Source organism: Nocardiopsis sinuspersici (assembly GCF_001998325.1).
Classification (GTDB): domain Bacteria; phylum Actinomycetota; class Actinomycetes; order Streptosporangiales; family Streptosporangiaceae; genus Nocardiopsis; species Nocardiopsis sinuspersici.
In genome coordinates this window covers 5,211,174-5,224,421 of sequence record NZ_MCOK01000001.1, presented here as the reverse complement: position 1 = coordinate 5,224,421, position 13,248 = coordinate 5,211,174, and the positions used below count along the sequence as shown (strand labels likewise).

Genomic DNA, 13,248 nt, shown 5'->3' with positions numbered 1-13,248 from the left:
TCCTTACTCTCAGGTGGTGGTCCCGGTGTGGCGGGTGCTGGTGGGCTCGCGGTCCTACCGCAGGTTGTTCTTCGCCCAGGTCGTGGCGTTGGCGGGCACGGGGCTGGCCACGGTCGCCCTGGCGCTGCTGGCCTACGACCTGGCCCCGCACCAGGCGGGGCGGGTGGTGGCCACCGCCCTGACCATCAAGATGCTCGCCTACGTGGGCGCCGGACCGCTGCTGACCGCGGCCCTGTCCCGCGCCCCGCGCAAGGCGGTGCTCGTGGGTTCGGACGCCGTGCGCGCCCTGGCGGTGGCGTGCCTGCCGTTCGTGGACCAGGTGTGGCAGGTGTACGTGCTCATCGCCGTGCTCCAGTGCGCGTCGGCGGCCTTCACCCCCACCTTCCAGGCGGTCATCCCCGAGCTGGTCGACGACCGCGGCTACACCTCGGCGCTGGCCCTGTCCCGCCTCGCCTACGACCTGGAGTCGCTGGCCTCGCCGCTGCTGGCCGCGCTCGTGCTGCTCGTGGTGCCCTTCGACGGCCTGTTCGCGCTGACCGCGCTCGGCTTCGCCGTCTCCGGGACCCTGGTGGCCACCACCGCCCTGCCCGCGCGGACCCCTGGTTCGCGGAGTCCGCGCCGGGCCGCGGCGAGCTGGCGGGTCTTCGCCACCGACGCGCGCCTGCGCGCGCTGATGGCCCTGAACACGGCCGTGGCCGTGGTCACCGCGCTGGTCCTGGTCGACACCGTCGTCCTCGTCCGCTCCCACCTGGACGGCACCGACACCGGCGTGGCCCTGGTGCTGGCCTGCTTCGGCGCCGGTTCCATGGCGGTGGCGCTGGCGCTGGGAGCGCTGGTGGACCGTTTCGGCACACGCGCACTGATGCTGGCCGGCCCCGGCGTCATCACCGCGGGAGCGGCGGCCCTGACCCTGGGCTGGGCCCTCGCCCCGGGACCGCTCGTGCTCGGTGCGGGCTGGGTGGTGCTGGGCGCGGGGTGCGCGCTGGTGGCCGCGCCCACCGGGCGGCTGCTGCGCGACGCCGCCCCGGAGGGAGGGCTCGCGGGGGTCTTCGCCGCCCAGTTCTCGCTCTCCCACGCCTGCTTCCTCATCACCTACCCGCTGGCGGGGTGGGCCGGATCCCTGGACCCGGTCCTGGTGCTGGGCGGGACCACGCTGCTGACCGGGGTGTGCGCCGTGGCGGCGGTGGGATTGTGGCGCCCCGGGTCCCCGGCGCGGATCCCCGGCGCTGGTTCCCGCCGGTCGGCGCCGGGGTAGGCCGACTCCGACAGCGGCGCGGAGGAGGCCATGGCCGGGAGAGAGACAGACGAACGCGGGTTCCTGAGCGGGCCGCGCACCACCGAACGCCCCCGCTCCACGAGCACGGCGGTCTACACGGCGCTCTTCGACGCACCGTCCGACCGGGTGTTCTCGTTCTGCACGAGCAGGTCGGGCTTCGAGGAGTCCATGCCCAGTGGTGTGGAGGTCCTGCGCTGGCCCGGACGCGGATTCGCCCAGGGGGAGGTGATGGTGCTGCGCTGGCGCCTGGGCGGCGTGCTCCCCGTGCGCTGGGTCGGCGTCATCGAGTCCTTCGAGGACGGTGTCCGCTTCACCGACCTGCAACTACGGGGCCTGTTCCGGTACTTCCGGCACACACATTCGGTCGAGCCGAAAGGGGCCGTCACCGCCTACACCGACCGGGTGGAGTTCGCCAGCCGCCTCGGGCCCGTCGTGGACAGGACGGTCCTGAGACCCGTGATGGACCGGATGTTCCTCGCACGCCTGGCCCGGATGCGGGAGCTCCTGGAGGGCGGTGCCTGACTCCGCCCCCCGCGAAGGCCGGACGAAGGGCGGGCGAGGCCCCGGACACGGAAAACGCCCGCCGGACCGGGTCCGGCGGGCGCGGTGCCTCGTGGGTGGTCCCGGGAGCCCGGGTCCCGGACCCCTCGGCCCCGGGAGCTCACTCCCTCGCGGGGAGCGGGCCCTCCTGCCTGCCGTACCAGGGCCACCACTCGGCGGTGCGTCCGTGCGGGAACATCCGGTCCAGCCGGATCGTCATCCGCAGCGCGAAACCGCCCGCGAACATCCCCGCCACCAGGTCCGTGAACCAGTGGAAGTGCAGGTAGACCGAAACGGTGGACTGCAACACGGCGATGCCGACGATGCAGTACGCCAGACGCCGGATGATGTGCGGCCGGGCCGCGCCGAACCGGATGATCAGGAACAGCACAAGCCCGTAGATGAGGATCGCGTTCGCCCCGTGCCCGGAGGGGAAGGCCACGTTGCCCGGTCCCAGGAAGAAGTCCGGGTCGTAGTTCTTGGCGTGCCCCCGGCTGGTGCCCAGCTTCATCACCGAGACCATGGACATCATTCCCACGACCCCGACCCCGCTCAGCACGATCGGGCGCCAACTGCGGTGCCAGTAGGCCAGTTGGAGCGCGGTGACGCCCAGGACCGGCAGCGCGACGGCACGGGAGGCGACCGTGTCCAGCCAGTGGATGAGCGGTTCCCGGAGCAGGTCCCAGTAGGGCCTGGGCAGCTCGTTCAGGAAGTTGTCCACCGGGTGCAGGGGCCCCGCGGCGAGCATCGTCATGACGATCAGCGCGACGGCGAGCATGATGGCGACGCGGTCCGAGGCCAGGCCCCACGCGATCTCGCTCACACTCGGCCACCGGACCGCGCGCACGACGGGTGGCCCGGGGTCGTACTCGTTGGTACGTACCACGGGGATGGGTCCGCTGTACGGTCCCGCGGCCGGGAGCGGCCGCGTTTGCCTGTCGTATGGCTTGGTCAACTGCCTGGCCCGTGGATGTCGTCGGGTCCTCGGAGAGTGCGTCATGTGCTCAGTGCTGTCTCACGTGTCGTGGGCTGGCCTGTGGCACTCGTGAAGCGTGGGGGGATGGGCTAGCCGTGGTTGCTGGAACTGATCTGACGTCCTCAGGGTCGGCTCGGAGCGGACTGTGGAGGATGGACACCTCCACCCCCCTCCGTTCGACGGTCGGTCCTTGGAACTGGTTCACTGCTTCGTGACCGGCCGTCGGCGGGATCGACGTCCGAGGCACAGGGGGCCGACGACGGCGTCCGTACCGCACTGCGCACCTCTCTCACATGGCGGGCGCAGGTCAGGGCGCTCCCATCGGTCTCCTCGCCGTTACGTGCGTCACGCTCCGTACGGCTTTGTGTGAATATTGCCGACAGATGAGCCTACCCGGCCCCTCCTCAGTATCGAGGGTGTGTTCACACACGTATCTTCTCCCCCGCCTCGGACTTTGCCCGAAACCCCGATACTGGACGGCGGCGGTTCACCGCCGTGCGACACGTTCGTGAGGCTTCCGTTAGCGGTTCGAGGCCTGCTGTCCGGTTGACCCGCGTGTGTGTGGCACTCTTCAAGGAGTCTGTACGACGCTGAGCGAACCGGTCCGCGCGCCGTGCGCTGGCCGTGGAACGGAAGGGCCCTGGATGGTCGACCTGCCACAGCTGCCGGATGATCCCTCGAAACTGGCCCGCGAGCCGTTGAGGGAACAGATCCGGCAGGTACTGGTCGAGGGCCTGCTGTCCGGACGCTGGCAGCCCGGGGAGCGGATCGTGGAACGCCGCGTCGCCACGGAGCTGAAGGTGAGCCAGGCGCCGGTCCGCGAGGCCCTGCGCGAGCTGGAGACCCTGCGCCTGATCGAGACGGTCCCCAACAAGGGCGCCCGGGTCAGGGCCTTCGGGGTCCAGGACATGGCCGAGATCTACCCCGTCCGCGCCGGGCTGGAGCTGGTCGCCGCGCAGTTGGCGGCGCCCCGGTTGGCGGCCGACCCCTCCCCGCTGGAGCGGGAGGTGGAGGCCCTTCGCCGGGCGACCGCGCAGGGTGACGTGTCCGAGCAGATCCGCCACAGCGTGGAGTTCCACCGCGAGGTCGTGCGCGCCGCCGACAACAGCGTGCTGCTGCACACCTGGGAGTCGCTGGGCGTGGAGGTGTGGACCGCCCTGTCGGTGCGCTGGCTGAACATGGAGCTGCACGCCAAGGCCGCCGACCACGCCCAGATCACCCGGGCCTTCCGCGAGGGCGACCCCTCGGTGGGACAGATGCTCAGCGACCACGTGCTCAACTACGTGGAGGCGGCGCTCCAGTCCCACCAGGGCGTGCACTGACCCGTCCGGACGCACATCTGCCCACCCGGACGTGCGGCGGCGAAGTTGTCGCCCGGCACGTGACCTGCCCCGACGCACCCTTTCCCGGCCGTCTCACATACAGTTGTATTGATCGATCATCGATCAGACCGTAGAGTGTGCGCGACGCACGTCACACACGTGGAACCCCTCCCGGTCACCCGGAGTCGTTCATCCGGCCGGTGGACGAACCCGGGCGACCGGCACCGCCGCGCCGGATCCCGGATGCATAGGCCGATGCAGACCGGGAAGCAATGCGGGCAGGGGTCCGGCGGACAACTGCACACGAGACTCCATCAGCGCTTCGCGTCCGGGGAGGACGAGCCACGCTCCCCGGAACGCGCCCCGCAACAGCCACAGAGCGCCGACGCCCATGAGCCGGGCGGAGGCGAACACCGCGATCACGCCCGACAGCGGGAACGCGGCGGGCCTGGCACCCCGGTCCACAGACCGGTGCGACGGGCCTTCTCGCACGTAGAAAGGCACACCATGGCTGACACGGCCAAGCCGAAGGGCCGCACCGCCGCCAGGTCCTCAGGGACCCGCCGCCGCGGCCGCAAGGACACCTCCCCCGGCATCACCGACGAGAAACCCGACACCCTCCTCGACTACTACCGCCAGATGATGTTCGTCCGGCGGTTCGAGGAGCGCACCGCCCAGGCCTACACCCAGGCGAAGATCGGCGGATACTGCCACCTCAACCTCGGCGAGGAGGCCACGGTCGTCGGCCTGATGACCGCCCTGCGCGAGAGCGACTACCTGTTCACGAACTACCGTGACCACGGGTACGCGATCGCCAAGGGCATGGACCCCAAGCGGGTCATGGCCGAGCTCTACGGGCGCGTCGACGGCGTGTCCAAGGGCTGGGGCGGCTCCATGCACATGTTCGACACCGAGACCCGCATGCTCGGCGGCTACGGCATCGTCGGCGGGCAGCTTCCGCTGGCCGCCGGTGCCGCGCTGGCCATCTCCTACCGGGGCGGCGACGAGGTCGTCATGTGCCAGATGGGCGACGGCACCACCAACATCGGCGCCTGGCACGAGACCCTCAACATCGCCAAGCTGTGGAACCTGCCGATCGTCTTCGTGGTGGTCAACAACTTCACCGGCATGGGCACCACGGTCGAGAAGTCCTCCGCCGAGCCCGACCTGTACAAGCGCGGCGGCGCCTTCCGCATCGAGGGCGAGCGCGTGGACGGCCGCGACGTCCTCGCGGTCCGCGACACGGCCGCGCGGCTGGTCGAGCGCGCCCGCGAGGAGCAGACCCCGTTCCTGCTGGAGGCGTGGAGCTACCGGATGAAGGGCCACTCGGTGGTCGACCCGGCCAAGTACCGCACCGACGAGCAGAAGGAAGAGGCGCGGTCGCAGGAGAACGACCCGATCGCCCTGTTCGGCGAGAGGCTCAGCCAGGAGGGCATCCTCACCGACGAGCTGCGCGACGAGATCGCCGCCGCGGTCAAGGCCGAGGTCGCCGAGGCCGCGGAGTTCGCCGACAACAGCCCGCACCCGGACGTGTCCACGCTCTTCGACTACACCTACGCCACCCCGGTGCCCAACGAGTCCACCCGCATGCCCGCCGACCCGGTGTTCGCGGAGTAGGGAAGGAACCCACATGTCTGTGATCACTTACCGCCAGGCTCTGCGGGACACCCTTCGCGCCGAGATGGTCCGCGACGAGAACGTCCTCGTCATGGGCGAGGAGATCGGCGTCTTCGAGGGCTCCTACAAGATCACCGAGGGCCTGCTCAAGGAGTTCGGCCCCCGGCGGGTCAAGGACACCCCGATCGCCGAGGAGGGCTTCGTCGGCGCGGCCGTCGGCGCGGCCATGCTGGGCCTGCGCCCGGTCGTCGAGCTGATGACGATCAACTTCTCGCTGATCGCCATCGACCAGATCATCAACCACGCCGCCAAGATCTACGGCATGTTCGGCGGCCAGACGAGCGTGCCCATGGTCATCCGCACGCCGGGCGGCGGCGGCCAGCAGCTCGGTGCCACGCACTCGCAGAACATCGAGCTGTTCTACTCCTTCATCCCCGGCCTGAAGGTGCTCGCTCCCAGCACCCCGGCCGAGGCCTCGGAGATGCTGCGCGCGGCCATCCGCGACGACGACCCGGTCCTGTTCCTGGAGAACCTGGGCCTGTACAACTCCAAGGGCGAGGTCGCCGACGGCTACGCCGAGCCGCAGAACGACTCCGTCGCCACGATCGGCCGCGCCAAGGTCACGCGCGAGGGCAGCGACATCACCCTCATCGGCTACTCCCGGATGGCGATGGTGGCGGGCCAGGTCGCCGAGAAGCTGGCCGAGGAGGACATCGACGTCGAGGTCGTCGACCTGCGCAGCCTGCGCCCGCTCGACCGCCAGACCTTCGTGGACTCGGTGAAGAAGACCGGTGCCGCGGTGATCTGCGAGGACGACTGGCTGACCTACGGGATCGGCGCGGAGATCGCCGCCTCGATCCAGGAGGGCGCCTTCGACTACCTCGACGCACCGGTCCGCCGGGTGGCGATGGCGGAGGTCCCCATGCCCTACGCCAAGCCGCTGGAGACGGCGGCCCTGCCGTCGGTCGAATCGATCAGCACCGCCATCAAGGAGACCCTGAGCGCCGTCGGCAAACGGGTCGGGTAGAGGGAGATTCCAAGCATGAGCGAGATCCAGATGCCGCGCCTCTCCGACACCATGGAGGAAGGCGTCATCAGCACGTGGGTCAAGAACGTGGGCGACAAGGTCGCCTCCGGTGACGTCCTGGTCGAGATCGAGACCGACAAGGCCGTCATGGAGTACGAGGCCTACGAGGACGGCTTCCTGGTCAAGCAGTCCGTCTCCGAGGGCGAGACGGTGCCGATCGGCGCGGTCATCGGTGTGATCGCCGACTCCCCGGACGCGGTGCCCGAGGACTCCGGCGACGGCGGCGCGGAGCAGCGCCCCGAGCCGCCCGAGGAGGAGCAGGCGGAGAAGGCCGAGGAGCTGAAGGAGGCGGCCGAGGGCTCCGAGGCGAAGGCCGAGGAGTCCGCGGAGCCCGCCGGGGCGCCCGAGCCCTCCGAGGAGGCCCCGCGTCCCCGCACCTCCCCGCTGGCCCGCAGGCTGGCCAGGGAGTACGGCCTGGACATCACGAAGATCAAGGGGTCGGGCCCCAAGGGCCGGATCGTGCGCGCCGACATCGAGGCCGCCCGGGAGGGCGGTGTCGCCGAGGAGGCCGCTCCCGCCGCCGCTGCCAAGGAGGAGGCGAAGCCCGCCGCTTCGATGGCGGCGACCGCCCCGTCCTTCGACGACGGCCGCGACTCCGAGGAGCTCAAGGTCAGCAACGTGCGCAAGGTGATCGCGCGCCGCCTGACCGAGAGCAAGCAGACGGTGCCGCACTTCTACCTGCGCCGCACGATCGACGCCGAGGCCCTCAAGGCCTTCCGCGCGCAGGTCAACGAGCAGTTGTCCAGCACGGGCGCGAAGATCAGCTTCAACGACCTGATCGTCAAGGCCTGCGCGACGGCGCTGAAGCTGCACCCGGAGGTGAACACCTCGTGGGTGGACGACAAGCTGCTCCAGCACCGCCGGGTCAACGTCGGCGTGGCCGTGGCCGTGGACGCCGGGCTGGTCGTGCCGGTGCTGCACGACACGGACAAGGCGACCCTGTCGGAGATCTCCACGCGCACGCGCGAGCTGGCGGGCAAGGCCCGTGACGGCAAGCTGAAGCCGCAGGAGATGAGCGGCGGCACGTTCAGCGTGTCCAACCTCGGCATGTTCGGCGTGGACAGCTTCGCCGCGGTGATCAACCCGCCGGAGGCGGCCATCCTCGCGGTCGGCGCCATGCGCCAGGAGCCGGTGGCCGTGGACGGCGAGGTGGCCGTGCGCAACCGGATCTCCCTGGAGCTGTCGGTGGACCACCGCGCGGTGGACGGTGCCGTGGGCGCCGCCTTCCTCAAGGACCTCGCCGAGATCCTTGAGGAGCCGATGCGGATCATCCTGTAGCCACGGGAGCCGAGACAGCGGCATCCTCGCTGGTGGACGCCCCGGCCGGAGACGGCCGGGGCGTCCGTCGTTCCCGGTGCCCGGCGCCGACGGATTCCGTCCACAGCCTGTGGACAAGCGGACAGGTGGCCGTGCCGACCAGTCGACATGGCGACAGAGCGCCACGGGACCGGCTTCCCGCCACCCGTCCACAGCCTGTGGAGAGACGGGGGCCGACGTCCGCGCCTTCGGTCGGATACGTGCCGGTGTCGTTCCGTCACCGGCGGCTGCCATGATCGGTGCGGTCCGAACGGCACGTGGGAGGAAACATGGTCCAGGAAACCCGGGCGGTCAGTGACGTCGTGGAACTCGCCCGCCGGCTTCGGCGCCTCTCCCCCGGGAAGTGGACCGAGGCGGACCTGCGCGCGATGGCCGCCGACCAGGGCTGGGAGTGGGTCGACGGCGAGCGGGGGCCATGTCTGCGCGCCGAGGAGGACTTCGGAGAGGCCCGGCTGCGACCCGTGGACGAGTTCATGGAGATCCACGTGACCACGGAGGAGTACGTGGGTCTGCACTTCCTCGTGAAGGAGGTCCGGGGCGGGGTCGGAGAGCACGTCGAGGCGTTCGGGGAGATCGCCGAGAGCCTCCGTGAGGAGTTCGTCGAACCCCATGTCCTCGGGGCCGACGACACCTCCGCCTCCTTCCACGACGACATCCCCCGCTGGGGTGCTCCCTTCATGCGGTGGAGGGGACGGGGGAACAGTCTGGAACTGCGGGCGGGCACAGAGGGTCCCGTGCTGTCACTCCTGCCCGGCGATCCGGCCGAGGGCTGGTTCTGGTACAACCGCGAACACGGGGCCGAAACCGTGGGCGGGTTCATCGGTACCCGCCCGGTCAGGGACAACGCCGGCATGTCCTTCGCCGGCATCACCCGGCACACCGACTGGAAGGAGTACGGCAGGCTGCTGGCCGACTCCCTGCGCACCCTGCCCGCCGAGTTGACCGCCCTGGGCCTTTCGCGCTCCTTCGGTTTCCACGGCAGGGTTCCTGGCACCAGCGGCCCCTGGGTCTTCCAGTTCGAGCTCGGTGAGCACGTGGAACTCGGTCTGGACGACGCGGTGGCCGACCTCTTCGGCCCGGAGTCCCCCACGCCGGAGGAGCTGGGTTGGACCAGAGCCACCGAGGAGCGCCACCTCCGCCAGGACATCGCCTACCACTCGCCGAGGTATCCCTACGACGAGGTCAACGGGGTGCGGCTGGCGATGATGGTGATCGAGACCGCCGAGGCACTCGGCATCCCCTCCCCCTCGGACCTGTCGCTGACCGACTGGGCCGACCACGTCGGGTTCCCCTCGGAAGAGGGATCGAACGACAACTACCACGTCATCGACTACGGGCTCGCCGTGACGGCCAACCCCTGACCCGTGCACCGACGCCCCGCCAGCGCGTCAGTGTCGCTTGAACGCCGATCTGAGGAAGTACCTTGTCTGGATGGACGGCGACGGCGGCCAGGGCCAAGGGCTCGACGGGATAATGAAGGACTTCAGGGGTTCCCACCTCATCGAATCGGACCAGAGCTACATGTTCTTCACGTCCGCCGACATGAGTGACTGCGTCTTCGACCGTAGTGACTTCGCCAAGTCCGACCTCTCTGGTACAGACATCAGCAATTCCAGCTTCGTGGGAGCCACGTTCCGGAAGACCGACTTCGGTGGGTGCGTGGCCTCGGACACCGACTTCGCAGACGCCCGGTTCGTTGGCGCCAGGTTCCACAGATCAGAACTCCGGGGGAGCAGGTTCTTCCGCGCCTTCCTGAACGGCTCCTGGATGTACGAGAGCGATCTGAGAGAAGCCGACCTGAGCGAAGTCTGGTTCGGACCGGAAGGCGTCGGCGGCCCCACTCGGTTTGTTTCTGCCAGGCTCCGGGGATGCGCGGTCGCCGGGGCCGGCGGGTGGGTGTCGGGCACCATTGACGTTGGGACTCCTGAGTCCCCTCATATTCTGAGCAGCGCTGAACTGGCCGTCTGGTTCGCTGACAACGGAGCCCCCAACGTCCGAGTCGCCGATTCCTGACCCGTGCACCGGAGAGCGGTGACGGTCCTGCCGCGTCCACGTCCTCACCGGAACGCCCCGCCTCACCCGTGTGCAGGGCACACGGCGGGCCCGGGCGCGACGGCAACCGCTCGGCCCGCACGGCCCCGGGCGCACGTGCGACCATGTTCCGTGCTCATCCTGCTCCTGTGCCTACTGGCGCTGTCCGTGATCGCCGTGTTCACCGGGTCCGTCGTCGTCCTCCTGAGGCAGGCCGACAGCCTCGTGAGGCGGGGACGGCGCCGGCCGGAGGCAGTGGCGCCCCGGTCACTGGTCGCCCTCGCCCTGGTGACCCTCATCAGCGCGTTCGTCCTCTACGGCTCCGCGTGGCTGAAGTACTCCCCCGGCCTGTTTCCGGACAACACCTGCATGTTCCACGCGGGCCCCAAGGAATACCCGGTGTCCCACAGCGGGCTCCCGCTCAGTACCGTGTGCCCCTCTCCGCACGGCGGGACCGTGGACATCGTTCCCGGGTGGATCAATCCGGTGGCCTTCGCCCTGGTCGCGGTGTCCGTGGTGGCCCTGGCCGGGGCGTACATCGTGTACGCCACCGGTTCACGTGTGGACCGTCGCCTCTGACATCGGAGGACTCGTCCACGGGCTGTGGACGACGACCCCTTCCTGACTGGGATACGGTCGGCCGCATGTCCCGTGTGTTGCACATGACCGAGCTCGAACGCTGGGCCTCCGGCGGTGACGTCGAGGCCGACTCCCTGCGCTCCCAGGGGTTCGTGCACGCCTCGCCGGACGAGCCCACGCTGCTGGCCGTGGCGAACGCGCTGTACGCCGAGGCCCCGGGCCGACTGGTCGCCCTCGTCGTCGACACCGACGCGGTCGGCTGCGAGGTGCGCTGGGAGGCGGCCGACCCCGCCCCGCCGCCGGGCGTGGGGGACGACGTCCTCTTCCCGCACGTCTACGGGCCGATCCCCCGCAAGGCCGTGACGGGTGTGCTCTACCTGCGCCGCGACCCGTCGGGCCGGTACACCGGGGCCGAGGAGCGGTCCGCGACCGCCGAGGCGCTGGACCTGCTGCCCCACCCCGAGGGCGGCTGGTACCGGCGGACCTGGAGCAGCGGGGTGGGGGTCCGCCCCGACGGCTACCCCGGGCCGCGGCCCACCGCCACCGGCATCCACTTCCTGCTGGGCCCCGGTGAGGAGTCGCGCTGGCACCGGGTGCGCTCGGACGAGGTGTGGGTGTTCAACCGGGGCGGGCCCCTGGTGCTGGAGTACGGCGGAACGGGAGGATCGCCCGAGCCCGACGGACAGGTGACCCTGGGCTCGGGGATCGAGCGGGGCGAACGCCTCCAGGCGGTGGTCCCGGCCGGTACCTGGCAGACCGCACGGCCGTCGGCCGGCGAGGAGGTCCTGGTCAGCTGCTTCGTGTCCCCGGGCTTCGACTTCGCCGACTTCGAGACATCCTGAGCAGCCCTTGCGGGGGCGCCCGCCGGGACTCCCGCCCGCGTTGCCAAGAGGTTCGCGAAGACCGCGCCCCCACCTGCACGCGCTCCTCCGGGCCTGGCCGACCGCCTGGTCGCCGACCGCTTCGGTGCCTGACCTCAGCCGGCCCTCCTCCGGACCCGTTCCGCGAGGCCGCCGTCACGCGCGACGCGGGCGAGTCCGGCGGCCAGGGGCGCGATGTCGTCTCCGCCCACGAGTTCGGCGAGCTTGTCCCCGTCCTCGGGCAGGCCGACCTTCCCGGCACCGGACAGCACGTACTCGTCGGTGTAGGGCCGCAGCCAGGGCCACACCGCCTGCACCTCGCGGCAGAACATCGCGGCGCCCGTCGGCCCGATGCCGGGAAACTCCCTCAGGCCGGACTCCAGGCGTGCGACCCGCCGCCCGGAGCGCTCCCCGAGCCCGCGCAGGTCTCCCCCGTACTCCTCGCGCACCAGGTCGGCGCACTCGCCGAGCCTGGTGGCGGTGCTCTCGTCGTAGCGGACGTAGTGCCCCCGCCCCAGCGCGTCCACGCGGTCCTGCCAGCTCAGCCCGGCCATCCCGTCGGGGGTCGTACCGCCCGCCCCGTTGAGCTCACGGGCGGCGGCGACGGCGATCCCCGCCGAGATGCGCGCGGACATCAGGTTCACCAGCACCAGCAACTGCCACAGCGCGGCGGGCTTGTCCGCCATCCTGATCCCGGCCTCGGCGGCGAGGGTCGTCCCCGCCTCGTCCACCACAGCGCGGGCGACGTCGGCGTGCTCGGCCATCTCCCGTCCCCTCCAGACGTGGTCGGTCCGTCCGTCACGGGTCTGATACCCGTCCGACCGGTACTGACGCGGCCGTCCACAGGGGCCCGCGCCCGGCCCGACGCGGGAGGAGCCCCGGAACCGGGTCCCCTCCCGGCCCCGGGGCTCCCCCGACGCATCGCCCGGCGCTCCCGGCTCAGGCGTGGCGCAACCCGTTCCTCTGGGGCAGCACGTCGCTGTGCTGTCCGACGCTGACCGGAACCGTGTGACGCGCCCTCCCCTTGTCGATGCCGAGGAAGCGGTTGAGGTGGCCCTTCTTCCCCACCACGAACCAGGCGATCGCCCCCAGCACCGGCAACCAGAGAACGAGGGCGATCCACAGCAGCTTGCCTCCCCCGGACGTGTCACGGTCGGCCAGCGCCGAGATGACCGCCGCGAGCACCAGTACCACCAGGGCCACGACGGTGAGCAGCAGGACCAGCCCCGTGATCCCGCCCACCCAGGCGACCGCCGTCTCCGCACGGTCCGCAAGACTCGTGATCATACTTCCCCCAAGCAAGGCGTACCCATGTTGTTACGCAGGGTAATAATCAGAGGTATCCTGCCCCGCCTATTTCATGGTTTTCGGGCGTTTCCGACCGCCTCCGGCCGGGGTTCCGATTCGGTGGCGTGCGCCGAACGGAAGCACCTACTTCCGGGTAAGGCCCCCTACCAGGGCTTTTGGCTGCTTTACTGGGAAGCATGGGCGAGCTTCGGCGATCTGGCAGGTTCACTCCCCTCCTCCCCCCCGGATTCCCCGCCGGCGACGGTGGCGGCACCGGTACCCGCGACCATCGATCCGCACGCACCACCGCCCCGCCCCCGAGGCACAGAGGCCGACGGCGGACGGGGGGCACCGCC

At 70.6% G+C, this 13,248-nt stretch carries 13 protein-coding genes; 10 read left to right on the top strand and 3 right to left on the bottom strand.

The window, feature by feature from the left end:
• Positions 1–16 precede the first annotated feature (16 nt).
• On the top strand, positions 17–1,255 hold the full coding sequence (locus tag NOSIN_RS22575; protein WP_236743415.1) for an MFS transporter: 1,239 nt from the start codon (positions 17–19) through the stop codon (positions 1,253–1,255).
• 30 nt (positions 1,256–1,285) lie between these two features.
• Positions 1,286–1,798 (top strand): SRPBCC family protein, encoded by a 513-nt coding sequence (locus NOSIN_RS22570; protein ID WP_077692657.1) that lies wholly within the window; start codon positions 1,286–1,288, stop codon positions 1,796–1,798.
• 139 nt (positions 1,799–1,937) lie between these two features.
• Here the strand turns inward: NOSIN_RS22570 and NOSIN_RS22565 are convergent, their stop codons facing one another.
• Positions 1,938–2,702 (bottom strand): phosphatase PAP2 family protein, encoded by a 765-nt coding sequence (locus NOSIN_RS22565; RefSeq protein ID WP_077692656.1) that lies wholly within the window; start codon positions 2,700–2,702, stop codon positions 1,938–1,940.
• Between the two features lie 734 nt (positions 2,703–3,436).
• On the opposite strand from NOSIN_RS22565, the gene NOSIN_RS22560 reads away from it, so the two are divergent.
• The 8 genes from NOSIN_RS22560 to NOSIN_RS22525 all read left to right on the top strand — a co-directional run bounded on the left by NOSIN_RS22560 (position 3,437) and on the right by NOSIN_RS22525 (position 11,587).
• Positions 3,437–4,114 (top strand): GntR family transcriptional regulator, encoded by a 678-nt coding sequence (locus tag NOSIN_RS22560; RefSeq protein WP_077692655.1) that lies wholly within the window; start codon positions 3,437–3,439, stop codon positions 4,112–4,114.
• A gap of 507 nt (positions 4,115–4,621) precedes the next feature.
• A complete protein-coding gene (gene pdhA, locus NOSIN_RS22555) occupies positions 4,622–5,731 on the top strand; it encodes a pyruvate dehydrogenase (acetyl-transferring) E1 component subunit alpha (protein ID WP_077692654.1) in 1,110 nt (369 codons plus the stop codon).
• A 13-nt stretch (positions 5,732–5,744) separates the two neighbouring features.
• Positions 5,745–6,758: an alpha-ketoacid dehydrogenase subunit beta gene (locus NOSIN_RS22550; protein ID WP_077692653.1), complete on the top strand. Its 1,014-nt coding sequence runs from the start codon at positions 5,745–5,747 to the stop codon at positions 6,756–6,758.
• Between the two features lie 15 nt (positions 6,759–6,773).
• Complete coding sequence (locus NOSIN_RS22545) at positions 6,774–8,096, top strand: dihydrolipoamide acetyltransferase family protein (RefSeq protein ID WP_077692652.1); 1,323 nt, start codon at positions 6,774–6,776, stop codon at positions 8,094–8,096.
• Between the two features lie 308 nt (positions 8,097–8,404).
• Positions 8,405–9,496 carry a hypothetical protein gene (locus NOSIN_RS22540; RefSeq protein ID WP_077692651.1) on the top strand — a complete coding sequence of 364 codons (1,092 nt, stop codon included), beginning with the start codon at positions 8,405–8,407 and terminating at the stop codon, positions 9,494–9,496.
• A gap of 37 nt (positions 9,497–9,533) precedes the next feature.
• Positions 9,534–10,148, top strand: a complete 615-nt coding sequence (locus NOSIN_RS22535) for a pentapeptide repeat-containing protein (RefSeq protein ID WP_227015135.1) — start codon at positions 9,534–9,536, stop codon at positions 10,146–10,148.
• Between the two features lie 150 nt (positions 10,149–10,298).
• Entirely contained in the window at positions 10,299–10,745 is a 447-nt protein-coding gene (locus NOSIN_RS22530) for a hypothetical protein (protein ID WP_077692650.1), read from the top strand.
• A gap of 65 nt (positions 10,746–10,810) precedes the next feature.
• Entirely contained in the window at positions 10,811–11,587 is a 777-nt protein-coding gene (locus tag NOSIN_RS22525) for a cupin domain-containing protein (protein WP_077692649.1), read from the top strand.
• Between the two features lie 134 nt (positions 11,588–11,721).
• Here the strand turns inward: NOSIN_RS22525 and NOSIN_RS22520 are convergent, their stop codons facing one another.
• Together NOSIN_RS22520 and NOSIN_RS22515 are read right to left on the bottom strand one after the other, a co-directional pair.
• Positions 11,722–12,369, bottom strand: coding sequence for an HhH-GDP family DNA glycosylase (locus NOSIN_RS22520; protein ID WP_077692648.1), 648 nt, complete (start codon positions 12,367–12,369; stop codon positions 11,722–11,724).
• A gap of 175 nt (positions 12,370–12,544) precedes the next feature.
• Entirely contained in the window at positions 12,545–12,892 is a 348-nt protein-coding gene (locus NOSIN_RS22515; protein ID WP_077692647.1) for a PLD nuclease N-terminal domain-containing protein, read from the bottom strand.
• Between the last annotated feature and the right edge of the window lie 356 nt (positions 12,893–13,248).

What these genes read in the sequence shown, in the direction of transcription:
- NOSIN_RS22570 (WP_077692657.1), top strand. Translation starts at nt 1,286, where the DNA reads ATGGCCGGGAGAGAGACAGACGAACGCGGGTTCCTGAGCGGGCCGCGC.
- NOSIN_RS22560 (WP_077692655.1), top strand. Translation starts at nt 3,437, where the DNA reads ATGGTCGACCTGCCACAGCTGCCGGATGATCCCTCGAAACTGGCCCGC.
- pdhA (WP_077692654.1), top strand. Translation starts at nt 4,622, where the DNA reads ATGGCTGACACGGCCAAGCCGAAGGGCCGCACCGCCGCCAGGTCCTCA.
- NOSIN_RS22550 (WP_077692653.1), top strand. Translation starts at nt 5,745, where the DNA reads ATGTCTGTGATCACTTACCGCCAGGCTCTGCGGGACACCCTTCGCGCC.
- NOSIN_RS22545 (WP_077692652.1), top strand. Translation starts at nt 6,774, where the DNA reads ATGAGCGAGATCCAGATGCCGCGCCTCTCCGACACCATGGAGGAAGGC.
- NOSIN_RS22540 (WP_077692651.1), top strand. Translation starts at nt 8,405, where the DNA reads ATGGTCCAGGAAACCCGGGCGGTCAGTGACGTCGTGGAACTCGCCCGC.
- NOSIN_RS22525 (WP_077692649.1), top strand. Translation starts at nt 10,811, where the DNA reads ATGTCCCGTGTGTTGCACATGACCGAGCTCGAACGCTGGGCCTCCGGC.
- NOSIN_RS22520 (WP_077692648.1), bottom strand. Translation starts at nt 12,369, where the DNA reads ATGGCCGAGCACGCCGACGTCGCCCGCGCTGTGGTGGACGAGGCGGGG.
- NOSIN_RS22515 (WP_077692647.1), bottom strand. Translation starts at nt 12,892, where the DNA reads ATGATCACGAGTCTTGCGGACCGTGCGGAGACGGCGGTCGCCTGGGTG.